General features: G+C 75.6%; 23 protein-coding genes and 1 pseudogene. 14 read left to right on the plus strand and 10 right to left on the minus strand.

From position 1 onward, the window contains the following. Positions 1-159: 159 nt before the first annotated feature. Positions 160-1,833 carry a PucR family transcriptional regulator gene (locus ACFY3N_RS11005; protein WP_390816314.1) on the minus strand — a complete coding sequence of 558 codons (1,674 nt, stop codon included), beginning with the start codon at positions 1,831-1,833 and terminating at the stop codon, positions 160-162. 343 nt (positions 1,834-2,176) lie between these two features. Here ACFY3N_RS11005 and ACFY3N_RS11010 point away from each other — a divergent pair, with 343 nt between their 5' ends. From ACFY3N_RS11010 to ACFY3N_RS11025, 4 genes are all read left to right on the plus strand, one after another. Then, complete coding sequence (locus ACFY3N_RS11010; RefSeq protein ID WP_390816315.1) at positions 2,177-3,067, plus strand: FAD binding domain-containing protein; 891 nt, start codon at positions 2,177-2,179, stop codon at positions 3,065-3,067. Beyond that, entirely contained in the window at positions 3,067-3,642 is a 576-nt protein-coding gene (locus ACFY3N_RS11015; RefSeq protein WP_390816316.1) for a (2Fe-2S)-binding protein, read from the plus strand. Before ACFY3N_RS11010 ends, ACFY3N_RS11015 begins: the two co-directional genes overlap by 1 nt. A 2-nt stretch (positions 3,643-3,644) precedes the next feature. After that, entirely contained in the window at positions 3,645-6,029 is a 2,385-nt protein-coding gene (locus ACFY3N_RS11020; RefSeq protein WP_390816317.1) for a xanthine dehydrogenase family protein molybdopterin-binding subunit, read from the plus strand. A 148-nt stretch (positions 6,030-6,177) separates the two neighbouring features. Then, the gene (locus ACFY3N_RS11025; RefSeq protein ID WP_390816318.1) at positions 6,178-7,329 is read left to right on the plus strand and encodes an XdhC family protein; all 1,152 of its coding nucleotides are present in this window, start codon (positions 6,178-6,180) and stop codon (positions 7,327-7,329) included. Between the two features lie 14 nt (positions 7,330-7,343). On the opposite strand, the gene ACFY3N_RS11030 is transcribed toward ACFY3N_RS11025, so the two are convergent. Then, the gene (locus ACFY3N_RS11030; RefSeq protein ID WP_390816319.1) at positions 7,344-7,784 is read right to left on the minus strand and encodes an SRPBCC family protein; all 441 of its coding nucleotides are present in this window, start codon (positions 7,782-7,784) and stop codon (positions 7,344-7,346) included. 615 nt (positions 7,785-8,399) lie between these two features. Between ACFY3N_RS11030 and ACFY3N_RS11035 the strand changes: the two genes are divergently transcribed. The 8 genes from ACFY3N_RS11035 to ACFY3N_RS11070 all read left to right on the plus strand — a co-directional run bounded on the left by ACFY3N_RS11035 (position 8,400) and on the right by ACFY3N_RS11070 (position 15,014). Beyond that, positions 8,400-9,407: a glycosyltransferase family 2 protein gene (locus ACFY3N_RS11035; RefSeq protein WP_390816320.1), complete on the plus strand. Its 1,008-nt coding sequence runs from the start codon at positions 8,400-8,402 to the stop codon at positions 9,405-9,407. Beyond that, positions 9,404-9,994, plus strand: coding sequence for a D-glycero-alpha-D-manno-heptose-1,7-bisphosphate 7-phosphatase (locus ACFY3N_RS11040; protein ID WP_390816321.1), 591 nt, complete (start codon positions 9,404-9,406; stop codon positions 9,992-9,994). The genes ACFY3N_RS11035 and ACFY3N_RS11040 overlap by 4 nt, the downstream gene beginning before the upstream one ends. After that, positions 9,991-10,986: a glycosyltransferase family 9 protein gene (locus ACFY3N_RS11045; RefSeq protein WP_390816322.1), complete on the plus strand. Its 996-nt coding sequence runs from the start codon at positions 9,991-9,993 to the stop codon at positions 10,984-10,986. Before ACFY3N_RS11040 ends, ACFY3N_RS11045 begins: the two co-directional genes overlap by 4 nt. Continuing rightward, on the plus strand, positions 10,983-11,942 hold the full coding sequence (locus tag ACFY3N_RS11050) for a glycosyltransferase (protein ID WP_390816323.1): 960 nt from the start codon (positions 10,983-10,985) through the stop codon (positions 11,940-11,942). The genes ACFY3N_RS11045 and ACFY3N_RS11050 overlap by 4 nt, the downstream gene beginning before the upstream one ends. Then, on the plus strand, positions 11,939-12,091 hold the full coding sequence (locus ACFY3N_RS11055; protein WP_390816324.1) for a hypothetical protein: 153 nt from the start codon (positions 11,939-11,941) through the stop codon (positions 12,089-12,091). The genes ACFY3N_RS11050 and ACFY3N_RS11055 overlap by 4 nt, the downstream gene beginning before the upstream one ends. A 58-nt stretch (positions 12,092-12,149) precedes the next feature. Further along, complete coding sequence (locus ACFY3N_RS11060) at positions 12,150-13,157, plus strand: glycosyltransferase family 9 protein (protein WP_390816325.1); 1,008 nt, start codon at positions 12,150-12,152, stop codon at positions 13,155-13,157. A gap of 88 nt (positions 13,158-13,245) precedes the next feature. Beyond that, positions 13,246-14,121, plus strand: a complete 876-nt coding sequence (locus tag ACFY3N_RS11065; protein ID WP_390816326.1) for a glycosyltransferase family 2 protein — start codon at positions 13,246-13,248, stop codon at positions 14,119-14,121. Next, positions 14,118-15,014, plus strand: a complete 897-nt coding sequence (locus ACFY3N_RS11070) for a glycosyltransferase family 2 protein (RefSeq protein WP_390816327.1) — start codon at positions 14,118-14,120, stop codon at positions 15,012-15,014. The genes ACFY3N_RS11065 and ACFY3N_RS11070 overlap by 4 nt, the downstream gene beginning before the upstream one ends. A gap of 125 nt (positions 15,015-15,139) precedes the next feature. Here ACFY3N_RS11070 and ACFY3N_RS11075 read toward each other — a convergent pair whose 3' ends face one another. Beyond that, a complete protein-coding gene (locus tag ACFY3N_RS11075) occupies positions 15,140-15,403 on the minus strand; it encodes a hypothetical protein (RefSeq protein WP_390816328.1) in 264 nt (87 codons plus the stop codon). Positions 15,404-15,519: 116 nt separating this feature from the next. Next, positions 15,520-16,449, minus strand: a complete 930-nt coding sequence (locus ACFY3N_RS11080) for a polysaccharide pyruvyl transferase family protein (protein WP_390816329.1) — start codon at positions 16,447-16,449, stop codon at positions 15,520-15,522. A 91-nt stretch (positions 16,450-16,540) separates the two neighbouring features. Here ACFY3N_RS11080 and ACFY3N_RS11085 point away from each other — a divergent pair, with 91 nt between their 5' ends. Next, positions 16,541-17,635, plus strand: coding sequence for a winged helix DNA-binding domain-containing protein (locus ACFY3N_RS11085; protein WP_390816330.1), 1,095 nt, complete (start codon positions 16,541-16,543; stop codon positions 17,633-17,635). Positions 17,636-17,736: 101 nt separating this feature from the next. Here ACFY3N_RS11085 and ACFY3N_RS11090 read toward each other — a convergent pair whose 3' ends face one another. From ACFY3N_RS11090 to ACFY3N_RS11100, 3 genes and pseudogenes are all read right to left on the minus strand, one after another. Then, complete coding sequence (locus ACFY3N_RS11090) at positions 17,737-18,528, minus strand: S1 family peptidase (protein WP_390816331.1); 792 nt, start codon at positions 18,526-18,528, stop codon at positions 17,737-17,739. Between the two features lie 198 nt (positions 18,529-18,726). Beyond that, complete coding sequence (locus ACFY3N_RS11095; protein ID WP_390816332.1) at positions 18,727-21,537, minus strand: AAA family ATPase; 2,811 nt, start codon at positions 21,535-21,537, stop codon at positions 18,727-18,729. A 302-nt stretch (positions 21,538-21,839) separates the two neighbouring features. Beyond that, positions 21,840-21,971, minus strand: a pseudogene (locus ACFY3N_RS11100) (helix-turn-helix transcriptional regulator); the annotation flags it as partial. Between the two features lie 153 nt (positions 21,972-22,124). Here ACFY3N_RS11100 and ACFY3N_RS11105 point away from each other — a divergent pair. Next, positions 22,125-23,798, plus strand: a complete 1,674-nt coding sequence (locus ACFY3N_RS11105) for an AMP-binding protein (RefSeq protein ID WP_390816333.1) — start codon at positions 22,125-22,127, stop codon at positions 23,796-23,798. 217 nt (positions 23,799-24,015) lie between these two features. Here the strand turns inward: ACFY3N_RS11105 and ACFY3N_RS11110 are convergent, their stop codons facing one another. The 3 genes from ACFY3N_RS11110 to lysA form a co-directional block, all read right to left on the minus strand. Continuing rightward, positions 24,016-24,681: a TIGR04222 domain-containing membrane protein gene (locus ACFY3N_RS11110; RefSeq protein WP_390816334.1), complete on the minus strand. Its 666-nt coding sequence runs from the start codon at positions 24,679-24,681 to the stop codon at positions 24,016-24,018. A 161-nt stretch (positions 24,682-24,842) separates the two neighbouring features. Next, positions 24,843-25,082, minus strand: a complete 240-nt coding sequence (locus ACFY3N_RS11115) for a hypothetical protein (protein ID WP_390816335.1) — start codon at positions 25,080-25,082, stop codon at positions 24,843-24,845. Positions 25,083-25,239: 157 nt separating this feature from the next. Continuing rightward, positions 25,240-26,547, minus strand: a complete 1,308-nt coding sequence (gene lysA / locus ACFY3N_RS11120; RefSeq protein WP_390816336.1) for a diaminopimelate decarboxylase — start codon at positions 26,545-26,547, stop codon at positions 25,240-25,242. Positions 26,548-26,549: the final 2 nt, after the last annotated feature.

The raw sequence follows: 26,549 nt of genomic DNA on the forward strand, positions 1-26,549 counted from the left end.
GCGGTATGCGCCACGTTGCCCTCCCCGAGCACGCCATCGAGCTGTTGAGTGGTGGCCGCATCTCAGCACGAACCACCGGGCCCGGCCAAGAGGGTGGGTGAAGGATTTCACAAAGTCCCGGATCACGGGCCCGAATCGCACGCCCGGACCCGGACGGGTTCAGCTCATCCGCAGCGCGAGGAAGAAGTCCAGCTTGTCCTCCAGACGGGACAGGTCACGGCCCGTCAGCTGCTCGATGCGCCCGACGCGGTAGCGCAGCGTGTTGACGTGCAGGTGGAGGCGGGAGGCGCAGCGGGTCCAGGAGCCGTCGCAGTCGAGGAACGCCTCCAGGGTGGGGATCAGCTCCGCGCGGTGCCGGCGGTCGTAGTCCCGCAGCGGGTCGAGCAGCCGGGCCGTGAAGGCGCGCCGTACGTCGTCGGGGACGAAGGGGAGCAGCAGGACGTGCGAGGCGAGCTCCTGGTGGCCGGCCGCGCAGACCCGGCCCTGGCGGGCGGCGGCCACGCGCCGGGCGTGCCGTGCCTCCTCCAGCGCCCCGCGCAGCCCCTCCGCCGAGTGCACGGCTGCGGAGACGCCGAGGGTGAGGCGGCCGTCACCGTCGAGCCCGGCCGTGAGCGGGTCGCGCACGGAGGCGAGCAGAGCCTCGGCGAGGACGCCGGTACCGGGGCCGTCGTGCCCGCCGGTCACCGCGGGCAGCGGCACCAGGGCGACCGCCTCGTCGCCGGTGTGGGCCACCGCGATCCGGTCGGAGTGCTCGGGCCCCGTCGACGCCGGATCGACCAGGATCTCCTCCAGCAGCGCCTGGGCCACCGGCCCGCCGTCGGCCTCCCCGCCGTCCCAGTCGACACGGGCCACCACGACCTGCCAGTGCGGCGCGGCCCCGAGCCCCGGCAGCAGCACCGGCGCGGCCACCCGCAGCCGCGCCGCGATCTCGGCGGGCGCGGCACCCGTCTGCACCAGCTCCAGCAGCTCCTGCGCGAGCCGGCGCCGCACCGTGCGCGCCGCGTCCCTGCGGTCCCGCTCGACGGCGATCAGCTGGGTGACGCCGTGCAGCAGGTCCAGCCGCTCCTCGGCCCAGTCCCCGGCGTCCGCCTCGACCACCAGCACCCAGTCCGACAGCACCGTCTCGCGCACGTCGCGCGACGCCGGCGTGGAACGCCCGCCGCCGCGCACCGGGAAGAGGCTGTACGTCGTCCGGTCCGGCGTGACGCGGTACGGGCCGCGCCGGCCGGTGCGGGCGGCCGCCAGCTGCTCCGCGGCCAGCCGCGCGCACACGTCGGCGGGCAGCGACGGGCCCGCCGCCTTCGACCCCGCGATCAGCCGGCCCGTGGGCGAGAGCACCCACGCCCGCAGGTCCAGGTCCGAGCCCAGCAGGTCGAGCACGACCTCCGGGCCGCCGCCCGCGGGACCGGCGGTCATCATCCGCCGGTGCCGGTCCACCACGGCCGCCAGGTCACCGGCGCGCTCGCCGGACACCTGCCGCACGACGTGCTCGGTGACGGTCGCGAAGGCCACCGACTCGTGCACCGCGAACAGCGGCAGCCGGTGCCGCGCGCAGGCCACGACCAGATCGTCCGGCACATCGCCCAGCTCCGCCGTACCGGCCGCGACGGCGGCCACCCCGGCCTGCGCCAGGATCCGTACGAACGGCTCGGAGTCCGCCGCGTCCCGGCGCCAGGCCAGGCCCGTGAGCACCAGTTCCCCGCCGGAGAGATAGCGGCTGGGGTCCCTCAGGTCGGTGGTCATCACCCCGCGCACCCCGCGTTCCAGCTCGTCCTCGCCGCAGAGCAGCCTCAGGCCCAGCGCGTCGGTGTCCAGCAGTGCGCGCAGCCGCATTCTCGTCTCCGTCGTTTCTTGTCTCGATACCTGCGATGGACCGTGGCGGGATCGCCCGGTGAGGGCCCGTCGGGTGGCTGATCGGCGGTGTCGGCCGTGTCCTGGACCGTGTCCCCTGTTACCGGAGGAAGGTGGGGAGGTTACAGAGGACCTCCGTTCATACGAATCTACAAGATGCCCCAGCTGGCCAGCCAACTCCTTCATGGTTTCCGTGACTGACCCCGCGGAGCGCACGGCGGTGTACTGGCCGCACCCCGAGTGAACCGCACACCGACGAGCCGGGCCCGCCGCACACGGATCGGCTCGATCCGCACGCCCCACGAGACGAAGAAGAGAGCCGGTCATGGACTTCCTTCGCCCCGCCAGCTGGGAGGAGGCGCTCGCCGCGAAGGCCGAGCACCCCGCCGCCGTGCCGATCGCGGGCGGCACCGACGTGATGGTCGAGATCAACTTCGACCACCGCCGGCCCGAGTACCTCATGGACCTGAACCGCGTCGGCGACCTGTACGAGTGGGAGGTCGGCGAGGACAGCGTACGGCTCGGCGCCTCCGTCCCCTACACGAAGATCATGGAGCACCTGCGCGCCGAACTGCCGGGCCTCGCCCTCGCCTCCCACACGGTCGCCTCCCCGCAGATCCGCAACCGCGGCGGCGTCGGCGGCAACCTCGGCACCGCCTCCCCGGCCGGCGACGCCCACCCGGCGCTGCTCGCGGCCGGCGCCGAGGTCGAGGCCGAGTCGGTGCGCGGATCGCGGCGCATCCCGATCGACGCGTTCTACACCGGCGTGAAGCGCAACGCGCTGGCGCCCGACGAGCTGATCCGCGCCGTCCACATCAAGAAGGCCGACGGCCCCCAGCAGTACTCCAAGGTCGGCACCCGCAACGCCATGGTCATCGCCGTGTGCGCCTTCGGGCTCGCCCTGCACCCCGGGACGCGGACGGTGCGGACGGGGATCGGTTCGGCCGCCCCGACGCCCGTCCGGGCGCGGGCGGCCGAGGAGTTCCTGAACGCGGCGCTGGAGGAGGGCGGCTTCTGGGACAACGGGAAGGTCGTCACCCCCTCCGTCGCCCAGCGGTTCGCCGACCTGTGCGCCGCCGCCTGCAACCCGATCGACGACGTGCGGGGCACCGCGGGCTACCGCCGTCACGCGGTCGGCGTCATGGCCCGCCGCACCCTGACCTGGACCTGGGAGTCGTACCGCGACGCCCACCGCACCACGGAGGGAGCCGCCTGATGCGCCTCAACGTCACCGTCAACGGACGCCCCCGGGAGGCCGACGACGTCTGGGAGGGCGAGTCCCTGCTGTACGTGCTGCGCGAGCGACTGGGCCTGCCGGGCTCCAAGAACGCCTGCGAGCAGGGCGAATGCGGATCGTGCACGGTGCGCCTCGACGGTGTGCCGGTGTGCTCCTGCCTGGTCGCCGCCGGTCAGGCCGAAGGCCGCGAGGTCGTCACCGTGGAAGGGCTGGCTGACCTCGCCGAGCGGCGCTCCCGCGGTACCGGCGCCCGTGGCACCCCGTCGGCCGGGGGACGGCAGACTGAGCACGCCGAGGACACCGGCTCGCGGACCGGCGAGGGCGGCGCGCTCGCCCCGATCCAGCGGGCGTTCATCGACGCCGGCGCCGTCCAGTGCGGTTTCTGCACCCCGGGTCTGCTGGTCGCCGCCGACGAGATGCTGGAGCGCAATCCCGACCCGGCCGACGCGGACATCCGCGAGGCCCTGTCGGGCAACCTGTGCCGCTGCACCGGCTACGAGAAGATCATGGACGCGGTCCGCCTGGCGGCCGCACGCCGGTCCGAGGAGGTCTGAGCATGCCGACGAACGGTGTTCCCACCACGCTCACGCAGGGCTCGGGGACCAGGGGCGGCATCGGCGAGTCCACCCTCCGCCCGGACGGCACCCTCAAGGTCACCGGCGAGTTCGCGTACTCCTCGGACATGTGGCACGAGGACATGGTGTGGGGCCACATCCTGCGCTCCACCGTCGCCCACGCCGAGATCGTGTCCATCGACACCGGCGAGGCCCTCGCCACCCCGGGCGTGTACGCCGTGATGACGTACGACGACCTGCCGGCCGAGGTGAAGCACTACGGCCTGGAGATCCGGGACACCCCGGTCCTCGCCCACGGCAAGGTCCGCCACCACGGCGAACCGGTCGCGATCGTCGCCGCCGACCACCCGGAGACCGCCCGCCGCGCCGCCGCGAGGATCAGGGTCGACTACCGCGAACTCCCCGTGATCACCGACGAGGCCTCCGCCCTCGCCCCGGACGCGGTCCTCGTCCACGAGCACCGCGACGACCACCACATCGGCCACGTCCCGCACCCCAACGTCGTCCACCGCCAGCCCATCGTGCGCGGCGACGTGGACGCGGCCCGGCGCCGCGCGGACGTGATCGTCGAGGGCGAATACACCTTCGGCATGCAGGACCAGGCCTTCCTCGGCCCCGAGTCCGGCCTCGCGGTCCCCGAGGAGGACGGCGGCGTCCACCTCTACATCGCCACCCAGTGGCTCCACTCCGACCTGCGCCAGATCGCGCCCGTGCTGGGCCTGCCCGAGGACAAGGTACGGATGACGCTGGCCGGCGTCGGCGGCGCGTTCGGCGGCCGCGAGGACCTGTCGATGCAGATCCACGCCTGTCTGCTCGCCCTGCGCACCGGCAAGCCCGTCAAGATCGTCTACAACCGCTTCGAGTCCTTCTTCGGCCACGTCCACCGCCACCCGGCCAAGCTGTCCTACGAGCACGGGGCCACGGCGGACGGCAGGCTGACCCACGTCACGTGCCGGATCGTCCTCGACGGCGGCGCGTACGCCTCCGCCTCCCCGGCCGTGGTCGGCAACGCCTCCTCGCTCGGCATCGGCCCGTACGCCGTGGACGACGTCGACATCGAAGCGATCGCCCTCTACACCAACAACCCGCCCTGCGGCGCCATGCGCGGCTTCGGCGCGGTCCAGGCGTGCTTCGCCTACGAGGCGCAGATGGACAAGCTGGCGGCACGGCTCGGCATGGACCCGGTGGAGCTGAGACAGCTCAACGCCATGGAGCAGGGCACGCTCATGCCCACCGGGCAGCCGGTCGACTCGCCGGCGCCGGTCGCCGAACTCCTGCGCCGCGTCAAGGCGATGCCCATGCCCCCGGAGCGCCAGTGGGAGTCCAGCGAGGGCGCCGACGTGCGCCGGCTGCCGGGCGGCCTGTCCAACACCACGCACGGCGAGGGTGTCGTCCGCGGGGTCGGCTACGCGGTCGGCATCAAGAACGTCGGCTTCTCCGAGGGCTTCGACGACTACTCCACCGCCCGGGTCCGCATGGAGGCCGTCGGCGGTGAGCCGGTCGCCACCGTGCACACCGCGATGGCGGAGGTCGGCCAGGGCGGCGTCACCGTCCACGCGCAGATCGCCCGCACCGAGCTGGGCGTCGCCCGGGTGACCATCCACCCGGCCGACACCCGGGTCGGCTCGGCGGGTTCGACGTCCGCCTCCCGGCAGACGTACGTCACCGGCGGCGCCGTCAGGAACGCCTGCGAACTGGTCCGCGAGAAGGTGCTGGAACTCGGCCGGCGCCGGTTCGGCTCCCACCACCCGGCCTGGGCCACCGCCGAACTCCTGCTGGAGGACGGCAAGGTCGTCACCGACGGCGGCGAGGTGCTCGCCGACCTGGTGGACGTCCTCGGCGACGAGGCCGTCGAGGTCGAGGAGGAGTGGCGGCACCGGCCGACCGAGCCCTTCGACCTGCGCACCGGCCAGGGCAACGGCCACGTCCAGTACTCCTTCGCCGCGCACCGCGCCGTCGTCGAGGTCGACACCGAACTCGGCCTGGTGAAGGTCGTCGAACTGGCCTGCGCGCAGGACGTCGGCAAGGCGCTCAACCCGCTGTCCGTGATCGGCCAGATCCAGGGCGGCACCGTCCAGGGCCTGGGCATGGCGGTCATGGAGGAGATCGTCGTCGACCCGAGGACCGCGAAGGTGCGCAACCCGTCCTTCACGGACTACCTCATCCCCACCATCCTCGACACCCCGACCATCCCCGTCGACGTCCTCGAACTCGCCGACGACCACGCCCCCTACGGCCTGCGGGGCGTCGGCGAGGCCCCCACCCTGTCCTCGACCCCGGCGGTCCTGGCGGCCATCCGCGACGCCACGGGCCTGGAGCTGAACAGGACCCCGGTCCGCCCGGAACACCTCACGGGCACCGGGTGAGGGCCCGTGCCGCCGCCCTCACCACGCTCCTGACGGGCTTCGCCGGCAAGGCGCCGCCCGCCCTCGCCCCGGTCGGGAGCCGGCCGGGCGTGCGCCGGCGGCCGGGCACGAGCACCTTCCGCGCGACGGCAGTCGAGGAGACCGAGAGATGCTGGACATCGCCGAGGAGCTGAACCGGTGGGTCGGGCAGGGCCGTGACTTCGCGGTCGCCACCGTGGTGGCGGTCGGTGGCAGCGCGCCCCGCGGGCCCGGCGCCGCGCTCGCGGTGGACGCCGGCGGCACGGCGATCGGCTCGGTCTCGGGCGGTTGCGTGGAGGGCGCGGTGTACGCGCTGTGCGAGCAGGTGCTGAGGGACGGCGGCACCGTCCTGGAACGCTTCGGCCACAGCGACGAGGACGCCTTCGCCGCAGGTCTGACCTGCGGCGGGAGCATCGACGTCCTGGTCGCACCGGTACGGGCGGCGGACCCCGCCCGCCCGGTGCTCGCGTCCGTGCTCGCCGCCGCCGCGCGCGGGGAGGCGGCCGCGGTGGCGCGGATCGTGCGGGGCCCCGCGGAGCTGACGGGCCGCGCGCTGACGGTCCGCCCGGACGGCTCGTACGAGGGCGGCTTCGGCGACCGTCCGGAACTGGACCGCGCGGTCGCCGCCGAGGCGGGCGCCTTCCTGGACGCCGGCCGCACCGGCACCCTGGAGATCGGTGAGCGGGGCTCGCGTTGCGGAGCACCGCTCACACTTCTGGTCGAGTCCTCCGTGCCCCCGCCCCGGATGATCGTCTTCGGTGCGATCGACTTCGCGGCGGCGCTGGTCCGGGTGGGCAAGTTCCTCGGCCACCACGTCACGGTCTGCGACGCGCGGCCCGTCTTCGCCACGCGCGCCCGCTTCCCCGAGGCCGACGAGATCGTCGCCGAGTGGCCGCACCGGTACCTGGAGCGCACGTCCGTCGACCCGCGCACGGTGCTGTGCGTCCTGACCCACGACGCGAAGTTCGACGTGCCGCTGCTGCGGCTGGCGCTGCGGCTGCCGGTGGCGTACGTCGGTGCGATGGGCTCCCGCCGCACCCACCTGGACCGCGCCGCCCGCCTGCGCGAGGCCGGCGTGACCGAGGCGGAGCTGGCCCGCCTCCGGTCACCGATCGGCCTGGACCTCGGCGCCCGCACACCGGAGGAGACGGCGCTGTCCATCGCGGCGGAGATCGTCGCCGCCCGGCGCGGCGGTGGCGGCACGCCCCTCACCGGGGCCCGCACCCCGATCCACCACGACGGCGCGTCCGGACCGGCGGGCCGGGCCGGGCCGGTGGCCTGAGCGCTCCGGAGCCGTCACGCCTGCCGCAGCAGGCGGTTCACCGCCCGCCCGAACACCCGGCGGCCCGCCCGTGCCAGGACCGCGTCGCAGAAGGAGGGCAGGAAGCGGACCCGGATGTCCTCCCGCCAGGTCACCCGGGTCCGGCCGCCCGGCCCCGGCCGCACCTCGATCTCCGCCCAGCCGGTGACGACCCGGCCGCGTTTCTCCAGACGGCAGTGGCCCGGGGAGCCGTCCTCCGGGGGCTGCCACACCGTCACGTCCATCGGGTCGTCGAAGGAGAGCGGGCCGAGGCCCGTGCGGGCGACGAACCGCGTGCCCTCGCCGGTGGGCGGGGGAGTGACCACCGTCATCCGGGTCAGCGGGACCACCTCTCCGTGGCGGGACCACGTCGTGAGTCGGCGCCAGGCCTCGTCGGGAGGGAGGGGCGCCGTGCGCTGGAGCTGGAAGAGGGCCACGGGGGAATCCTAGGAAATCCGCCCGGCCCGTCGGCGGGTCCGGGTACGGATCACCCGCCCGGCCCAGTCCCGGGTACTACCGGTAGTACCGGCACACCTCCCCGGGCTCCGCCTTCCCCGGGACGAGCGGCTGAGGAACCGGGCGCCCCCATGGCCCCGCCTCCTCTGTCCCGTGGCCCTCCGCGGCGGCGCTCCGCAGGACTTCCGCCCGGGGCCGACCGGGCGGGGGAGCGCGAGGGACGTCACCGGGCCTCTCGCGCCGGGGCGAGCGGCCCGCGGGTGGCCGGTTCTCGCGGTCCGCGGCCCCCCGATCCGCTTCACTCCTCCCGCCCCGCACGGTTGCCCGCCGCCCGGAGCTGGTGCATACAGGTGTGTACCGGGACGGAACACTGCGAGCTGTCTCCAAGTGTTTGAGACAGCTGCGGGTGCGGCACCCGCACCTCCGCAGTACTCACATGTCGCAGGACGGAGCACACTCCACATGCGCATCCTCGGTACCGACGCACCGGCCCACGGCCCCGCCGCCGCTCCGCCCGTCGACGGCCGGGGGACGGCGGCCGGGGAGGGCCCGCCCGCGACCGGGCCCCGCGCGGTGCGCGGGGGGAGGACGCCCGGATGACGTCGTACGCCGTCGTGATCCCCACCCTGCTGCGGGACACCCTCGCCGACTGCCTCGCCGCACTGGCCGCGGCGCGCGGGCCGCGGCCCGACGAGATCGTCCTCGTCGACGACCGGCGGCCCGGCCCCGATCCCGCGCCCGACGCACTGGCCCACGCCCTGACCGTCCTCGGCCACCTGCGCGAACGCACCACCACCGTCGTCACCGGCGGCCGGGGACCCGCCGCCGCACGCAACCTCGGGCTGCGCACCGTCACCACGCCCTGGGTCGCCTTCCTCGACGACGACGTCCAGGTGGGGCCGCACTGGTGCGCGCAGCTCGTGCGGGACCTCGAGGAGGCGTCCCCCGACACGGCCGGTGTCCAGGGCGTCATCACCGTGCCGCTGCCCGGCGAACGCCGTCCCACCGACTGGGAACGCGGTACCGCCGGGCTCGCCCGGGCCCGCTGGATCACCGCCGACATGGCCTACCGCACCGAGGCCCTCCGGCAGGTCGGCGGCTTCGACGAACGCTTCCCCCGTGCCTTCCGCGAGGACGCCGACCTCGCGCTGCGCCTCCTCGACGCCGGCTGGCGCATCCGCAAGGGCCGCCGCACCACGCTGCACCCGGTGCGCTCCGCCTCCCGCTGGGCGTCGGTGGGGCAGCAGCGCGGCAACGCCGACGACGCCCTGATGCGACGGCTGCACGGTCCCGACTGGTGGGACAAGGCGGTCGCGCCGCGCGGCCGGATCCGCCGGCACGCGGCCATCACCGCCGCCGGTGCCGCCGCCTGCGTCCTCGCCGCCGCCGGACACCGCCGGGCCGCCACCGCCTGCGCGCTCGGCTGGGCCGCGGGGACCGCCGAGTTCGCCCGCGCCCGCATCGTGCCCGGACCGCGCACCCGCGACGAGGTGACGACCGTGCTGGCCACCAGCGTCGTCATCCCGCCCGCCGCGACCTGGCACCGGCTGGCCGGGGCCTGGCGCCACCGCAACGCCCCGGCCTGGCGGGAGGTGGCCCGATGAGCCCGGTGCGGGCGGTGCTGTTCGACCGTGACGGCACGCTGGTCCACGACGTCCCCTACAACGCCGACCCCGGCCTGGTGCGGCCCGTCGACGGCGCCCGCGAGGCGCTCGACGCGCTCCGCGCCCGCGGCATCCGCACCGGCGTCGTCACCAACCAGTCCGGCATCGCGCGCGGACTGCTCACCGAGGCCGACGCCCGCCGCGTCAACCGGCGCGTCGACGAGCTCCTCGGCCCCTTCGACGTCTGGGCCGTGTGCCCGCACGGCCCCGACGACGGCTGCCCCTGCCGCAAACCCCGGCCGGGCATGATCCTCCGGGCCGCCGGCCGCATTCGCGTGGACCCGGCCGACTGCGTCGTCATCGGCGACATCGGCGCCGACGTGGAGGCCGCGCGACGCGCCGGCGCCCACGCCATCCTCGTCCCCACCCCGGGCACGCGCACCGAGGAGACGACCGCCGCGCCCCACGTGGCCCCGGACCTCACGACAGCGGTACGCCTGCTCCTGGCCGCCCCGCCGTGGGACGAGCCCGCGGACCTTCCACCGCCCACCGGCGCGGAGCGCCCGCTGCCGGGGAGGTCCGTGTGAAAGCCCTCGTCACCCGGCTCGACAGCTTCGGCGACGTCCTGCTCGCCGGGCCCGCCGTGCGGGCCGTCGCCGCCCGCGCCGACACCGTCACGCTGCTGTGCGGGCCGCACGGGGCCCCCGCCGCGCGCCTGCTGCCCGGGGTCGACGAGGTGCTCGTCTGGGACTCGCCGTGGACCGGGTTCCAGCCGCCCGCGGTCAGCCGGGAGGAGATCGACGCCGTCGTCGACGCCGTCGACGCCGACACCGCGCTGGTCCTCACCTCCTTCCACCAGTCCCCGCTGCCCACCGCCCTCCTGCTGCGCCTGGCCGGCGTCCGCTTCATCGCCGCCGACAGCGAGGACCACCCCGGCTCCCTGCTCGACGTGCGCCACCACCGCGCCCCCCACGCCCACGAGGCGGAGGCCGCGCTCGACCTCGCCGAGGCCGCCGGCTTCCCCCGCGTCGACGACGGACGGCTGCGGGTGCTCCCGCCGCCCGCGACCGGCGCGCTCACCGGCTCCGGGGAAGGGGAGTACGTCGTCGTCCACCCGGGCGCCAGCGTGCCCGCCCGCGCCTGGAGCCCCGACCGGTGCGCGCAGGCGGTGCGCGAACTCGCCGCCGCCGGACGCCGGGTGGTCGTGACCGGCGGCGCGGGGGAGCGGGACCTGACCGCGTACGTCGCCGGCGACCGGGCCGTCGACCTCGGCGGCCGCACCGGTGCCGGAGAACTCGCCGGCGTGCTCGCCGGGGCCGCCTGCGTGGTCACCGGCAACACCGGCCCCGCCCACCTCGCCGCCGCCGTCGACACCCCGGTGGTGTCCCTGTTCGCCCCGGTCGTCCCCGCCGAGCGCTGGCGGCCGTACGGGGTGCCGTACGTGCTGCTCGGCGACCAGGACGCACCCTGCGCCGGGACCCGCGCCCGGCGCTGCCCCGTACCCGGCCATCCCTGCCTGGACACCGTGACCGCGCGCGACGTCGTCGCGGCGGTCGACAAGCTCGTGGAGGTGACATGAGGATCCTGCTGTGGCACGTGCACGGGTCGTGGACCACGGCCTTCGTGCGGGGCCCGCACACCTACGTCGTCCCCGTCACCCCGGACCGCGGACCCGACGGACTCGGCCGCGCCCGCACCTTCGACTGGCCCGACTCGGTCGTCGAGGTGCCCCCGGAGCGCCTCCGGGAGCAGGACATCGACGTCGTCGTCCTGCAACGGCCGCACGAGCCCGCCCTGGTCGACCGGTGGCTGGGCCGCCGCCCGCCCCTGGTCTACCTGGAGCACAACGCCCCGCACGGCGGCTCCCCGGGGGTGCCCGACACCCGGCACCCCGCCGCGGACATCCCCGGCGTCACCCTCGTCCACGTCACCCACTTCAACCGCCTGATGTGGGACGCCGGGAGCACCGGAACCACCGTCATCGAGCACGGCATCGTCGACCCCGGACCGCGCTGGACCGGCGAGCTCCCGCACGCCGCCGTCGTCGTCAACGAGCCGGTGCGGCGCGGCCGCACCACCGGCACCGACCTGCTGCCGGCCTTCGCCGACGCCGCGCCCCTCGACGTCTTCGGCATGCGCACCGAGGGACTCGCCGGCCACCTCGGCCTGCCCCCCGACCGCTGCCGCTCGTACGAACTGACGCAGGCGGAACTGCACGGGGCGCTGGCCCGCCGCCGGGTCTACGCCCACCCCGTGCGCTGGACCTCCCTCGGCCTGTCCCTGCTGGAGGCGATGCACCTCGGCATGCCCGTCGTCGCCCTCGCCACCACCGAGGTCACCGAGGCCGTACCGCCCGGCGCCGGTGTGGTGTCCAACCGCCTCGACGTACTGACCGACGCCGTACGGGACTTCGTCGCCGACCCCGCGCACGCCCGCCGCACCGGTGAGCGCGCCCGCGCGGCGGCGCTCGCCCGCTACGGGCTGTCCCGCTTCCTGGACGACTGGGAGCGGCTGCTGAAGGAGGTGACCCGATGAGGACCGCCACGGTGTCCGGGCCCGCGAGCCCCCGCGGCGCGCCCGGCGGCGGTGCCGACGCCGGCCACGTCCGTCCCGGTGCCGACAGCGCCGCCGTACCCCCGCGCCGCGCACCCCACCGGCTGCCCGCCCGCGACCGGGCCGGGTGACGGGCGGGTGTCCACGACCCGGGGAGGCGGGACCGGGCCAGTGCCGGGCGGCGCCGGCGTGGCGCCGTCCCCGGCCGCACGGCGGGACACCGCCGGCCCGCGGCCGCGGCTCCTGGTGCTGCGCGCCCTCGGGCTCGGCGACCTGCTCGCCGGGGTCCCCGCGCTGCGGGCGCTGCGGCGGGGGTTTCCCGGGCACGAACTCGTCCTGGCGGCGCCCGCCGGGCTCGCGCCGGCCGCCGGGGCCACGGGCGCGGTCGACCGGGTGCTGCCCGCCTCCGCGCCCGGACGGGCCGTGCCCCGCACCCTCGACTGGACCGGCCCGCCCCCGGACGTCGCCGTGGACCTGCACGGCAACGGGCCGCCCAGCCACCGCCTGCTGCAGCAGCTGCGCCCCCTGCGGCTGCTCGCGTTCGCGCACCCCGGGACCCCGGAGATCGAGGGCCCGCCCTGGTACGCGGACGAGCACGAACGGGACCGCTGGTGCCGGCTGCTCCACTGGTACGGCATCGCCGCCGACCCCGCCGACCTGCTGCTGCCCCGCCCGCACGCCGCGTCCCCCGCCCCCGGCGCGGTCGTCCTGCACCCCGGCGCGGGAGCGCCCGCGCGCCGCTGGCCCGTGGAGCGGTACGCGACCGTCGCGGACGTCCTGCGCGGGCGCGGGCTGCGGGTGGTGGTCACCGGGGGAGCGGACGAGGACGACCTGGTGGCACGGCTCGCCAAGGAGGCCCGGCTGCCCGACACCGACGTCCTCGCCGGCGGCCTGCCCTTCGACCGGCTCTCCGCGCTCGTCGCCGGCGCCCGCGCCGTCGTCAGCGGCGACACCGGCGTCGCCCACCTGGCGGTCGCCCACGCCACCGCGACGGTCACCCTCTTCGGTCCGGTCCCGCCCGCCCGGTGGGGTCCGCTCGCACACCCCCGCCACATCACCCTGTGGCACGGCCCGGAGGGCGACCCCCACGGCCACCGCCCCGACCCGGCCCTCCTGCGCATCACCCCCGACGAGGTGCTGCGCGCCCTCGCCCGCCTCCCCGGCGGCCCGCCCCCGGCACGCGGGACCACACCATGACCACCCCGCCCGCGGACCGTGGACGTGCGCGGCAGGGGTTCACCCCGGCGGGCCCGGGGCGGCCGGCCGGCGCAAGGGAGCACGCATCATGACCGATCACCCGCGTCCCGGTGTCGTCATCGCCACCCGTGACCGCTGCGAGCGGCTCGCCGTCACCCTCCGGCAGCTGAGCCGCCTGCCCGAGCGGCCCGAGATCCTCGTCGTCGACAACGCCTCCACCGACGGCACCCGCGCCATGATCGCCCGGGACTTCCCCGGGGTGCGGGTGCTGGCGCTGCCCGTCAACCACGGCGCCCTCGCCCGCAACCACGGGGCCCGCGCCCTCGACACCCCGTACGTGGCGTTCAGCGACGACGACTCCTGGTGGGCGCCCGGGGCCCTCGGCCGGGCGGCCGAGCTCTTCGACGCCCACCCCCGGCTCGGCCTGATCGCCGCCCGCACCCTCGTCGGCCCGGGCGCGGACCCCGACCCGCTCAACGACCTCCTCGCCGCCTCCCCCCTCGGCCCGGCCGCCGATCTCCCCGGCACCCAGGTGCTCGGCTTCCTCGCCTGCGGCGCCGTCGTCCGCCGGCGCGCCCACCTCGACGCGGGCGGCTTCCACCGGCTGCTGTTCTTCGGCGGCGAGGAGACCCTGCTCGCCTACGACCTGGCCGCGCGCGGCTGGGGCGTCACCCACTGTCCCGACGTCGTCGCCCACCACCACCCGGCCCCCGCGGCCCGCCCCGGCCGCCCGGCGCTCCAGCGCCGCAACGCGGTCCTGACCGCCTGGCTGCGCCGCCCCGTCCCGTACGCCCTCGCCCGCACCGGAGCCCTCGCGGCCGAGGCGCGCGGCGACGACCAGGCCCGGCGCGCCCTGCGGGAGGCCCTGGTCCGTCTGCCGGCGGCCCTGCGCGAGCGCAGGCCGCTGCCCCCGCACGTGGAACGGGCCGCCCGCCTGCTGGAGCCGGAGAGGACGACCGCATGACCGATCCCCGCACGACCGTCGTCGTCATCACCCACAACCGGCGCCCCGAACTGCTGCGCACCCTCGGCGAACTCGCCGGACTCCCCGAGAAACCCCCGGTGACCGTCACCGACAACGGCTCCACCGACGGCACCGCGGAGGCCGTCGCCCGCCACCACCCGGAGGTCCGGCTGCTGCGCCCCGGCCGCAACCTCGGCGCCGTCGGCCGCAACCTCGCCGTACGGGACGTCCGCACGCCGTACGTCGCCTTCTGCGACGACGACTCCTGGTGGTCACCCGGCTCCCTGGCCGGCGCCGCCGACCTGCTCGACCGGTACCCCGCGCTCGGCTCGGTCACGGCGCGGATCATCGTCGAACCGGACGGCACCGACGACCCGATCGTCCGCGAACTGCGCGAATCGCCCGTCCCCGGCCCGCCCTGGCTGCCCGGTCCCGCCCTCGGCTCCTTCCTGGCCGCCGCGACCGTGCTGCGCACCGACGCCTTCCGCACCGCGGGCGGCTTCCACCCGCGCCTGTGGCTCGGCGGCGAGGAGGAGTTGCTGGCCGCCGACCTGGCGGCCGACGGCTGGTGGCTCGTCTACGCCGATCACCTGACGATCCACCACCAGGCGTCGGCCGCGCGGGACGCCACCCTGCGTCGGATGCACGGCATCCGCAACACCCTGTGGTTCACCTGGCTGCGCCGCCCGGCCCGTCCCGCCCTGCGCCGCACCCTGGAGCTGGCCCGCACCGTGCCCCGCGACACCGCCTCCCTGCGCGCCTTCGCCGAGGCGGCCGCGGCCCTGCCCTGGGTCCTGCGCGAACGCCGGGTCCTCCCCCGCGAGGTCGAGTCCCGTCTGCGCCTCCTGGAACCCGCCCAGCGCACCTCCACGGCCCGCCGCTACACCGGCTGAACCGCGCACCCCGCGCACGGCGCCCGCCCCCGCGGCACCGGTGGCGGGTCGCGCCGCGCGCACCAAGGCCCGCCCCCGCGGCACCCGTGGCGGGCCGCGCGCCCGGGGCCCCGATGGGCACACGCTCAGCCGCCGGACCACCGGCACAGCAGCCGGAACGCCGCGAAGAGGGTGAGCGGCCACACCGCCGCGAAGGCACAGATCGCCCAGGGGGCCGAGGTGACGATGCCGGTCACCATCAGCGCGACGGACACCGCGAGCAGGACCGCCACGGTACGGCCGCGCGGACGGCAGGACGCGACCCGCAGCAGCGGGCGCGTCAGGCCGGGTCCCCGGCGGACCCGCAGTGTGCGCAGCCGCCGGGCCGGACGGCGGTCGCGGCCGAGCATCCGCTCGATCTCGTCGAGGACGCGCTGTTCGTGATCGGTGAGCCGGCCGATGGATACCGCCCCTCCTCCGGCGACCGCGAGGGCAAGGACGTCCGGGTGCCCGGGAGGCCTCCCGCCTAACCGGCGCCGGCGCGTGGCGCCAGCACCTCCACCAGCCGGTCCGCCCCGTCCGGCACCCGGTCCTCGCGGAACGCGTCGCGCAGCTGCCGGGCGGCCACCCGGCCCGAGGTCAGGCACCAGTCCCACCACCGCTCCAGCCGGCGCGCGTCCAGCTGGTCGGCGGCGAGCAGCGCGGGCCAGCCGCAGGCCCGGGCCTGCGCGCTCACCTTGGCGCCACCGGCCACCGGGTCCACCGCCAGCACCGGCGTGCCCACCCGCAGCGCCAGCACCAGCCCGTGCAGCCGGTCGGTGACGACCAGGTCGAGCCGGGCCAGCACCGACTGCACCTGCGCCGGTGTCGCGCTCAGATGCCAGTCACGGGTGTCCAGCCGGGTGTCCAGCTCCAGCCGGGCGCAGTCCTTCCCGGCCAGCCAGCGCGTCACCCGCTCCGCGACCTGCCCGTGCCGCCGCCGCTCCCCGTACTCCCGCTGTCCGTGGGTGAGGATCACCCCGACCACGGGCCGCGCCGGCACCGCCGGGGCCCGGGCCGCCAGGTCCTCGGACGGCTCCCTGCCGGGGGCGTCCCGCGCCAGTACCCGGTGGAAGCCGGTCACGGCCGCGTCGTCCGGGTCGATCACCGACGTCCCCACGGCGATCCGCACACAGTGCGCGAAACGCCGGTGCAGCTCCTCGACCTGCGGCCCGTGCAGCGGCCCGCACACGAACACCAGGTGCGAGTAGTCGCCGGGCCGCACGTCGTCGAAGTGCAGCGCCTCCGGCCGGAAAACGGGGCTCCACACGACGTCGTACGCCATCCCGGCGCCCCGCAGCACCTCCTCCACCCGGCGCAGCGCCAGCACGTCCCCGGCGGTCGCCTCCCCGTCGCGGAAGCTGAACCACCCGGTCAGCAGGACCCTTCGCGGTCCCGGTCCCTCTCGTCCGTACACAGTGCGCCCCGGGTGCCCGCTCCGGCGGGACGCAATCGGCGCCGCACGCCCGCGGACAGAACCTGACCGCAAGGGCCGCCAGCATGTGGGTATGACGACGACGAAGCGGGTGCTCGGTACGCGGGCGCTGAACCGGGCCACCCTCGAGCGGCAACTGCTGCTGCGCCGCTCGCCGATGTCCGCCGAGGACGCGGTCGGGCACCTCGTCGGTCTCCAGGCGCAGAACGTCAAGCCGCCCTACTACGCGCTCGCCGCCCGCCTCGACGGCTTCACCCCCGAGGCGCTGTCCCGGCCGATGGCCGGCCGCGCGCTCGCCCGCATCGTCACCCTGCGCTCGACCATCCACACCCACACCGCCCGCGACTGCCTCACCCTGCGGTCCCTGGTGCAGGCCGCCCGCGACCGCGAGCTGACCCGGTTCCGCGACGGGCTCGCGGGCGTCGACCTGGACCGGCTCGCCGCCTTGGCCCGTGAACTCGTCGAGGCGGAACCGCGCACGATGAAGCAGGTGCGCGAGGCCCTGCTGAAGCGGTGGCCCGACGCCGACCCGCAGTCCCTCTCCGTCGCCGCCCGCTGCAGGCTCCCCCTCGTGCAGATCACCCCGCGCGGGCTGTGGGGCCGCAGCGGCCAGGTCACGCTCACCACCGCCGAGCACTGGCTGGGCAGGCCCGCCGAGCCGGCGCCGGCGCCGGACGCCACCGTGCTGCGCTACCTCGCCGCCTTCGGGCCGGCCTCCGTGAAGGACATGCAGACCTGGGCCGGCCTGACCCGGCTGCGTCCGGCCTTCGAACGCCTCCGCCCGGACCTCGTCACCTTCCGCGACGAAACCGGCGCCGAGCTCTTCGACCTCCCGGACGCCCCCCGCCCCGACCCGGACACCCCCGCCCCGCCCCGCTTCCTGCCCGAGTTCGACAACCTGCTCCTCTCCCACGCCGACCGCACCCGCGTCGTACCGCCCGAGCACCGGGGCCGCCACTGGCAGGGCAACGTCGCCCACCCCGTCCTCCTCGTCGACGGCTTCCTGGCGGGCCTGTGGCGGCTGGACGGACACGCCCTCGTCATCGAGCCGTTCGGCCGGCTCGGCGGGCGGCAGCGGGCGGAGGTCGCCGCCGAGGGGGAGCGGATGCTCCGCGCGATGCACCCGGGGACGGCGCACGACATCCGCTTCGGGACCGTACGGAAGTGAACCCGGGCATGGAGAGGGGGCGTTGCGGGCTGCTCGTGGAAGCCCGCAACGCCCCCTGGTTTGCCACCTGAGGGGTACTCAGGAACTCATGGGGACGTCCCTCACCCGTTGACCTGGGCCGTCACGTCCGCGGAGAAGGTGGTCAGCCGGGTGTAGACGCCCGGGTAGCCGGCCGCCGCGCAGCCGTCGCCCCAGGAGGTGATCCCCGCCAGCCGGCCGCCGATCAGCAGCGGTCCGCCGCTGTCGCCCTGGCAGGTGTCCACACCGCCCGAGGAGTAGCCGGCGCACACCATGTCGCTCTGCACGTACCGGCTGCCGTAGGAGCCGCGGCAGCTGGTGTCGGAGACGGTCGGCACGGTCGCGGTGCGCAGCTGGTTGGAGGAGCTGCCGCCCGAGGAGGTGGTGCCCCAGCCGATGATGCGGGCGGTCGTGCCTGCCGCGTACACCGAGGTGTCGGAGGAGGACACGTAGGGCGCCGTGGTGTACGGCATCGACGTCGACAGGGTCAGCACGGCCACGTCGTCGCCCCGGGTGACGCTCCGGTAGGTGGGGTGGATCCATATCCCGCTGACCCTGGCGACCGTGCCGTTGGTGCCGTTCAGGTAGGTGCGACCGCCGACCACGCGCACGCTGCTCGTGGTCTCGCCGACCATGCAGTGCGCGGCCGTGACCACCTTGGTGGGCGAGACCAGGGTGCCGCCGCAGAACTGGTTCTGCGAGGCGTCGGTGATCTGCATCATGAACGGGTACGCGGACGTCGTGGTCGTCGTACCGCCGACGATCGGCTGCGGGGCGGCGACGGCGGAGGGGGCGGCGATCAGCGCCGTCGCGGCCGCGGCGGCGGTCGCCGCGACGACGGCTGCGGCCTTCTTGACACGGGTGAGCCCGGACATGGGTCTCCTCGGGGGTTGCCGGTGGGGGTCGCGCGGGGTGGGGGTCTGGCACGAGGGCCCAGGGACCGGCCCCCGTGTGCCCGGCGAGCGGCACGCCGTCACGCTACGACCCGGAGCGCGGGCGTCCCAATGAGGGAACCCCCTAAGGCAGTTGGGGCAGGGAAAACCCTCGGTCGCCCCGGTGGCGCCCCGTGGGGGTCACGTCGTGCGACGGCCCGCCGCCAGGCGGACGATGTCGACCCGGGAGCGGATGCCCAGCTTGCGGTAGACCCGGGTGAGGGTCGCCTCGACGGTCTTGACGCTGATGAACAGCCGGCCGGCGATCTCCCGGTTGGTGGCGCCCTCCATCACCAGCGCGGCGACCTGCCGCTCCATCGCGGCCAGTCCGTCCAGGGCGCCCGGCGCGGCGACGGGCACGGTCTCCGCCTCCGCGGGACCGGCGGCCACGGCCCGGTCCACCTGGCGCAGCCACGGCAGCGCGCGGCAGCGCCGGAACAGCCGGGCGGCCTCGTCGTACGCCGCCGGCGCCGGCCCCCGCCCGCGCAGCCGGGCCAGCGCGAAGGCGGCCCGCGCCTCCTCCAGGCCGTACCCCAGCTTGGCGAGCCGCTCCTGCGCCGACGCCAACTGCGCGTGCGCCGCCTGGTGTTCACCACGGGCCGCGCGCACCAGCGCCTCGGCGCGGTCGAGCACCGCGAGGACGCTCGCGCGGTTCAGGCGCAGCGCGTGCACCCGGGTGACGTCGATGAGTTCCTGCGCCTCGCCGGGTTCACCGATCCGCACCAGCGCCTCGGCGAGGTCGCCCTGCCAGCGGCCCCGCGCCGGGTCGCTGATGCCCATGCCGTGCTCCAGCTCCCGCACCCGGCGCAGCGAACGGACCGCGGCCTGCGCGTCCCCCGCCACCAACTGGGCGTACCCGAGGGCGGCCAGGGCGAGGGAGAGGTACAGCTGGTCGCCGTCCACCTCGGCGTGGTCCGCCGCCTCGCGGGCCAGCGTCAGCGCCCGGTCCACGTCCCCGCCCGACGCCTCCGCGAGCGAGGCGAGCATGGCCGAGGCGCTCTCGCCGATCCCGGAGTCCCGGGCCAGCCGCAGGCTCTCGCGGGCCAGGTCCAGGGCCCGGCCGCAGTGCCCGAAGCGCAGTTCGGTGTCGGCGAGCAGCCGCGAGAAGTGCACCTCGCTCTCCACCATGCCGCGCCGCCGCGCCTCCCGCAGCAGCGCCGTGATGGCCGTACGGGCCTCCGGCAGTTGGTCGCTCATGAGCAGCCAGCGGAACCTCGCCATGGCGGCGCCGTTGTGGTGGCAGGCCACATCGGGGTCCTGGGGCTCCTGGAGCGCCCGCCGGATGGTCGCGGGGGCGTCGGGGTGGCCCATCAGGGTCTCGGTGGACGACTGGAAGGCCAGCGCCATCAGCTCGGTGCGCCGGTCGCCGCCCCGCGCGGCCAGCTCCGCCGCGTGCGCGGCCTCCTGGCGGGACTTGGCGAAGTCGCCGTCCACCACCACCTCCCGCCAGGCCAGCTGGTAGTGGACCAGCGCCAGCAGCCGGGGGTCGTCGCCGGCGTCGGCCAGCACCTGCGGGAACACGGCGTCGACCTCGCCGAGCGCCTGCCCGGCCGCCTCGATGACCACCATCCACGCCCGCACCCGCTCCGCCGGCACCGTCGCCCGGGTCAGCACCTCGCGCGCTATGTCCCGGGCCAGGTCGGCCTCGCCGGCGGTGATCGCGTCCTCGGCGGCCTGCAGCCGCCGCTCGTCGGGGCCCGGCTCGCCGTCGGCCGGGGTGTGCCGGGCGGCGAGCAGCCCGAGCGAGGCCGCGACCGAGGGCGCCCCCCGGTCCCGGGCCAGCGCGGCGGCCCCGGCGAGCCGGGCCGCCACCTCCGGGTCGGGGCCGGTGGCGGCCAGCGCCAGATGCCGGGCCCGCTCGATGGGGTCGGAGGCCGCCGTGGACAGCGCCGTGTGCACGGCCCGCCGCTCCCGCGCCGGGGCCTCCGCGTACAGGGCGGCCGAGATCAGCGGATGCGCGAACCGCACCGCCGGCTCCTCCGGGTCCGTCGCCAGCAGCCCCAGCGCGGCGGCCTGCGCCGTCTCCGCCTCGGCGTTCTCCCGGCCGGCCGCGTGCAGCAGCGCCAGGGTGGGGCGGGCGCCCGCGCTGGCCACCAGCAGGGTGCGGCGCGCCTCGTCCGACAGCATCTCCAGGCGGCTCAGCACCAGGGCCCGCAGCGAGGTCGGCACCGGCAGCGGCTCGCCCGGTCTGGGCCGGGTGGGGCTCTCGGCGAGGGCACGCCCCAGTTCCAGGGCGAACAGCGGGTTGCCGCCGCTGGTGCGGTGGATGTCACGGGCCGTGGAGCGGGACAGGCCGGTGTAGCCGCGGTGGTCCAGGAGGGCGGACACCTGGGTCCGGGAGAACGGGCCCAGCCGCACCGCGAGCGTGTCCGGCGGGCAGGCGCGCAGATGACGGTCGTACTCCTCGCCGTCCGTGCGCACCGCGCACAGCACCCGCACCGGGCTGTCGCCGAGCCGCCGGGCGGCGAAACCGAGGAGTTCGGCGCTGGCGGAGTCCAGCCACTGGAGGTCGTCGGCGACGAGGAGGACCGGCCCCTCGGCGGCCAGCGCCCGCAGCATGGACAGCACCGCGAGGCGCAGCGCGAGGCCGTCCCGCTGGAGGGTGGACTCGCCGCGCCCGGTGAGCGCCGACTCCAGGGCGGTGCGCTGGGCGGCCGGCAGCCGGGCGGAGACCTTGTCGAGGACCAGACCGAACAGATCGGCCAGCGCCAGGAACGGAAGATGGGATTCGGACTCCGTGGCCGAGCAGCGCAACACGGTCCCCGTCGCACCGGCGTTTTCCGCCGCGAGTGCCCGCAGCACGGTCGACTTTCCTATTCCCGCGGGGCCGTGCAGCAGCACGCTGCCCCCTCGGGCGAGCTGCTCCCGCGCCTCGGAGTACAGCTCCTCCCGGCCTATGACCAGGTCGGGGCGGCACCTGGCAGGCTCCTTGAAGTCCCGTCGCACGGTCACCGCTCCCCTCCGTGTGGCGTGTCCTGGCCAATATTAGGCAACAGGTTCCTTAATTCCGGGCGGACCGTGTAGTGAGGCAAATTACAGCAGGCCGGGCAAGGGCAAATCCAAAGTCGTACTGCTGGTAATACCCCTCGCGGGAAAACACCGCAAACCTATGGCAACCACCCCGCCCGGCGGGTCGCGGCCACGGCCTGCCCACGGGTCCGCACCCCCGGCTTCCGCATCGCCGGCCGCAGATACCGCCGTGACGGTCCCGGCCGTCACCCCCAGCCTCCCCACTGCCCGAAGGACGGTGGGGGAGGGCGCGCGGCGCGCAGGGCGCCGCAGAGCACCGCCCGCACCCGCCGCCGTACGACCACGGGCACGGCGACGACGGCGCGCAGGCCCTCGGCGGCGACCGGGGCGTCGTACTCGTGGCCGATCCGCCGCGTCGCCCGTGTCCATCGGGTCGGCTGTCACCTGTTCGCCCCTTCACCGCGGCTCCCGTGCGGACGCGCACCCCCGTTCGGGGGTAGTGAGACCCGCATCACGGATTACACGATGGCGGGGAGCCGCCCGGCAATGGTCCGGTACGAGGAGGAGACATGACGACGTCGACGGAAGAGTTCCGCAGGGCCCGGGACTTCCTGCTGGAACACCGCGAGGACTACGCCACCGCCCACCGGGACTTCGCCTGGCCCCGGCCCGAGCGGTTCAACTGGGCCCTCGACTGGTTCGACGTGATCGCGGACGGCAACGACCGCACCGCACTGCACCTCGTCGAGGAGGACGGCGACGAGACCCGGCTCTCCTTCGCCGCGCTCGCCCGCCGCTCCGACCAGGTCGCCAACTGGCTCCGGCAGCGGGGCGTGGCCGCCGAGGACCGGGTGCTGGTGATGCTCGGCAACCAGGCCGAACTGTGGGAGACCGCCCTCGCCGCGATGAAGCTGCGCGCCGTGGTCATCCCGGCCACCCCGCTGCTCGGCCCCGCCGACCTGCGCGACCGAGTCGGGAGGGGCCGCGTCCGCCATGTGGTCGTGCGCGCCGCGGACACCGCGAAGTTCGACGGGGTGCCCGGCGACTACACCCGGATCGCGGTGGGGGAGGGGGCCGCCGACGGCTGGCTCCCCTACGAGGACACCCACGGCGCCGCCGAGCACTTCGCGCCCGACGGGCCGACCCTCGCCGACGACCCGCTGATGCTGTACTTCACCTCCGGCACCACCGCCCGCCCCAAGCTGGTCGAGCACACCCACACCTCGTACCCGATCGGCCACCTGGCGACCATGTACTGGATCGGCCTGAAACCCGGCGACGTGCACCTCAACATCTCCTCGCCCGGCTGGGCCAAGCACGCCTGGTCCAACCTGTTCGCCCCGTGGAACGCCGAGGCGACCGTCTTCCTGCACCACTACACCCGCTTCGACGCGGCCCGGCTGATGGCCGAGATGGACAAGGCCGGCGTCACCACCTTCTGCGCCCCGCCGACCGTGTGGCGCATGCTCATCCAGTCCGACCTGGGCCGGCTGCGCACCCCGCCCCGCGAGGTCGTCGCCGCCGGGGAGCCGCTCAACCCCGAGGTCATCGAGCGGGTGCGGCGCGCCTGGGGCGTCACCGTCCGGGACGGCTTCGGCCAGACCGAGACCGCCGTCCAGATCTCCAACAGCCCCGGCCAGGTCCTCAAGACCGGCTCCATGGGCCGTCCCAGCCCCGGCTACCGCGTCGAACTCCTCGACCCGGTCTCCGGCGCGCCCGGCGTCGCCGAGGGCGAGATCGCGCTCGACCTCTCCGACCGCCCGGTGGGCCTGATGACCGGCTACCACGGCGACCCCGACCGCACGGCCGAGGCGATGGCCGGCGGCTACTACCGGACGGGCGACATCGGCGCCCGCGACGAGGACGGGTACCTCACCTACGTCGGACGCGCCGACGACGTCTTCAAGGCCAGCGACTACAAGATCAGTCCCTTCGAGCTGGAGAGCGCCCTGCTGGAGCACGAGGCGGTCGCCGAGGCGGCCGTCGTGCCCGCCCCGGACGAACTGCGGCTGGCCGTCCCCAAGGCGTACGTCGTGCTCGCGGAGGGCTGGCGGCCCGGCCCGGACACCGCGAAGGTGCTCTTCGAGCACTCCCGCGAGACGCTCGCCCCCTACAAGCGCGTCCGCCGCATCGAGTTCGGCGAACTGCCCAAGACGGTCTCCGGCAAGATCCGCCGCATCGAGCTGCGCGAGGCCACGGCCGCCGGCTCCGCCGACGAGTACCGCGAGGAGGACTTCCGGTGACCGTGCTCTCCTGTGCGCACGGGACCGGCGGGACCCCGCTGCCCGGCGACACCGTCGGCGCCGACGGCCAACGACGTCGGTGACGCCGTCGGGTTCGGGGAACTCGCGACCGGGCCGGGGCAAGCCCCGGTATCGATCGGGACGTTGAAGGTCCGGCATCCGGGTACCCACGCGAGGGGCGGCCCGCCCGAGGGGGACGGGCCGCCCCTCGCCGTGCTCACTCCCCGCCGCCTCCGCCGCCGCTTCCGCAGTACAGGTAGCCGCCGCTGCCGCCGTACGTGCCGCCGCCCGGGGAGTGGCGAAGGCCCTTGTCCCTGATGTCGACCCGGTCGGTCAGCCCCGCCCGGAGGGCGAAGCGCGGGACGAAGACGAGCAGGGCGTCCTTGCCGTGCAGGGCGACGGCGAGCAGTTTCTCGTGGTCCGGCCGGCCGTGCCGGCTCGACGGCAGCGGAAACGCCTTCCGCAGGACCTTCAGCCGTCGGCGGGCGGCCCTGGTGCGCCTGAGCAGCGGATACCCCAGCATCCCCGTCTCCGCGAGCCCGACCCGCAGCTCGGCCAGCGCCCAGCGGACATCCGGGTGCCGCAGCAACTCCCCCATGTCCGAGGGCTCTTCCAGGCAGTGGTACACCGCGCTCTCCAGGTACGGCGCCCGCATGCCGGCCGGGACGCCCTCCTCCTGCTCCAGGAACCGCTCGGGCGTCGGCAGCGGCGGCAGGGCCCGCCCCGCCTCCCCGTCGACCGCCCGTACCGTGCCCGGCGCGCCCGCCTCGACCGCGCCCCGCAGATGCAGGGCGACGACGGCCACCGTGACCGCGGCGCGCGGACCGCCGGCCAGCAGGGCGAGCTCGTGCGGCGTTCCCCGGACGTTCCCCATGGTGGTCATGGCACGACACCCCCTCGGCCGGGGCCCGCCGCCCCCGTGCCGGCGGGCCCCGTGTGCCAGGAGTGTGCCCGCCGACGGGGGTGGCCGAAGCCTTCCGGGCCGCCTTCAGAGGTTCATTTGAGGGTGACGTAGCCGGTGTACGGCCGATGCCGTAGCGCCGCTCAGGTCGTCCCGTGGTGCTCGGAGAGCCCCGGCCAGTCGTCGGGGCCGCCGCCCTGCCACTCGATGAGGTCGGTCTCCTCGACGTCGGTGACGTACAGGTCGGCCAGCCGCAGGATCTCGCCCACGTCGTCGACGTGCGTGGCGATGCCCAGCGTGTCGTCACCGGAGGTGACCCGCCGCGAGCCGTCCAGGGCCGGGGAGTGCACCACGATGTGCGGATGCTCCGTTGGATGTGCCATGTCCCCAGGCTGCTGCGCGCCGGACGGATCCGCACCCCGGACGCGGGACCGTCCGCATCGGGGCGTGGAACGGTGCGGGGGCCCGCGTGCGGGCAGAGAAGGGCGCGTCCGGCGTGCGCACCGCACGCCGGACGCGCCCTGCGCGCAGCGGGCCGGGTCAGAGCGGGAGGTCGAGCTCCGGCGCCAGCAGTTCGGCGACGGTCTGCCGGCGGCGGATCAGCCTGGTGTCGTCGCCGTCGACCAGCACCTCGGGGATGAGCGGCCGGGAGTTGTAGGTGGACGACATGCTCGCGCCGTAGGCGCCGGTGTCGTGGAACACCACCAGGTCGCCGATCTCGGTGCGGGGCAGCGGCACGGGCTCCACGTCGCCTCCCTCCACCTGGGTGAAGACGTCCCCCGACTCGCACAGCGGGCCGGCCAGGACCGTGTCGCGGGCGTCCCCGCCGCGCGGGACGCCGTCGCCGCCGAGGACCGAGACGCGGTGGCTGCTGCCGTACATCGCGGGCCGCATCAGGTCGTTGAACCCGGCGTCGACCAGCACGAAGTAGTTGCTGCCCACGGGCTTTTGGGCGCGGACCTCGGCGGCCAGCACCCCCGAGCCCGCCACCAGGAAGCGCCCGGGTTCGATCTCCAGCCGGACCGGGTGGCCCAGCTCGGAGACGAGCTCCCGCCGGGCGGCGTCCCAGAGTTCGAAGTAGCGGTCGGTGTCGATCTCCGGGTCGCCCGGCGCGTACGGCACGGAGAGACCGCCGCCGGCCGAGATGGCCCGGATGTCCCGCCCGGCCAGCCTGACCTGCTTGACCATGGTCTCGCAGACCGACTCCAGGTGGCCGTAGTCCACCCCGGAGCCGATGTGCATGTGCAGGCCCACGAGGTCGAGCCCGTGCCGGTCGACCAGCGCGAGGCTCTCCTGGAGGTGCTCGTGCCAGATGCCGTGCTTGCTGTGCTCGCCACCGGTGTTGGTCTTGCGGCTGTGCCCGTGGCCGAATCCCGGGTTGATCCGGATCCACACCGGGTGGCCGGGGGAGGCCTCGCCCACCTGGTCGAGCATCTGCGGGGAACCGGCGTTGACCGGGATGCCCAGCTCGACGACCCGGCGCAGCGTGGAGCGGTTCAGCAGGTCGGCGGTGAAGACGATCGGCTCGTCGGCTCCCCCGACCCGGTAGCCGGCCGCGAGCGCACGCTCGATCTCGCCCTCCGACACGGCGTCGACGAGCACGCCCTCCTCGCGCATCAGACGCAGGATGTGCAGGTTGGAACAGGCCTTCTGGGCGAAGCGGATGACGTCGAAGCGGCGCAGCCGGCCGATCTGCGCGCGGATCGTCCCGGCGTCGTACACCCACAGCGGAGTGCCGTGCTCCGCGGCGGCGCCGGCGAGCCGGGGCCCGTCGAGCGAGCCGGGGAGACCGGCCGGTTCCCCCGCGCGGGACGAAGCAGCGGAGGAAGGGGCGGATACGGAGGTCATGG

The sequence above is a fragment of the Streptomyces sp. NPDC000348 genome, assembly GCF_042898795.1.
Classification (GTDB): Bacteria; Actinomycetota; Actinomycetes; order Streptomycetales; family Streptomycetaceae; genus Streptomyces.

What these genes read in the sequence shown, in the direction of transcription:
- ACFY3N_RS11110 (WP_390816334.1), bottom strand. Translation starts at nt 24,681, where the DNA reads ATGACCACCATGGGGAACGTCCGGGGAACGCCGCACGAGCTCGCCCTG.
- ACFY3N_RS11020 (WP_390816317.1), top strand. Translation starts at nt 3,645, where the DNA reads ATGCCGACGAACGGTGTTCCCACCACGCTCACGCAGGGCTCGGGGACC.
- ACFY3N_RS11105 (WP_390816333.1), top strand. Translation starts at nt 22,125, where the DNA reads ATGACGACGTCGACGGAAGAGTTCCGCAGGGCCCGGGACTTCCTGCTG.
- ACFY3N_RS11015 (WP_390816316.1), top strand. Translation starts at nt 3,067, where the DNA reads ATGCGCCTCAACGTCACCGTCAACGGACGCCCCCGGGAGGCCGACGAC.
- ACFY3N_RS11055 (WP_390816324.1), top strand. Translation starts at nt 11,939, where the DNA reads ATGAGGACCGCCACGGTGTCCGGGCCCGCGAGCCCCCGCGGCGCGCCC.
- ACFY3N_RS11005 (WP_390816314.1), bottom strand. Translation starts at nt 1,833, where the DNA reads ATGCGGCTGCGCGCACTGCTGGACACCGACGCGCTGGGCCTGAGGCTG.
- ACFY3N_RS11115 (WP_390816335.1), bottom strand. Translation starts at nt 25,082, where the DNA reads ATGGCACATCCAACGGAGCATCCGCACATCGTGGTGCACTCCCCGGCC.
- ACFY3N_RS11090 (WP_390816331.1), bottom strand. Translation starts at nt 18,528, where the DNA reads ATGTCCGGGCTCACCCGTGTCAAGAAGGCCGCAGCCGTCGTCGCGGCG.
- ACFY3N_RS11040 (WP_390816321.1), top strand. Translation starts at nt 9,404, where the DNA reads ATGAGCCCGGTGCGGGCGGTGCTGTTCGACCGTGACGGCACGCTGGTC.
- ACFY3N_RS11025 (WP_390816318.1), top strand. Translation starts at nt 6,178, where the DNA reads ATGCTGGACATCGCCGAGGAGCTGAACCGGTGGGTCGGGCAGGGCCGT.
- ACFY3N_RS11075 (WP_390816328.1), bottom strand. Translation starts at nt 15,403, where the DNA reads ATGCTCGGCCGCGACCGCCGTCCGGCCCGGCGGCTGCGCACACTGCGG.
- ACFY3N_RS11050 (WP_390816323.1), top strand. Translation starts at nt 10,983, where the DNA reads ATGAGGATCCTGCTGTGGCACGTGCACGGGTCGTGGACCACGGCCTTC.
- ACFY3N_RS11070 (WP_390816327.1), top strand. Translation starts at nt 14,118, where the DNA reads ATGACCGATCCCCGCACGACCGTCGTCGTCATCACCCACAACCGGCGC.
- ACFY3N_RS11065 (WP_390816326.1), top strand. Translation starts at nt 13,246, where the DNA reads ATGACCGATCACCCGCGTCCCGGTGTCGTCATCGCCACCCGTGACCGC.
- ACFY3N_RS11085 (WP_390816330.1), top strand. Translation starts at nt 16,541, where the DNA reads ATGACGACGACGAAGCGGGTGCTCGGTACGCGGGCGCTGAACCGGGCC.
- ACFY3N_RS11010 (WP_390816315.1), top strand. Translation starts at nt 2,177, where the DNA reads ATGGACTTCCTTCGCCCCGCCAGCTGGGAGGAGGCGCTCGCCGCGAAG.
- lysA (WP_390816336.1), bottom strand. Translation starts at nt 26,547, where the DNA reads ATGACCTCCGTATCCGCCCCTTCCTCCGCTGCTTCGTCCCGCGCGGGG.
- ACFY3N_RS11035 (WP_390816320.1), top strand. Translation starts at nt 8,400, where the DNA reads ATGACGTCGTACGCCGTCGTGATCCCCACCCTGCTGCGGGACACCCTC.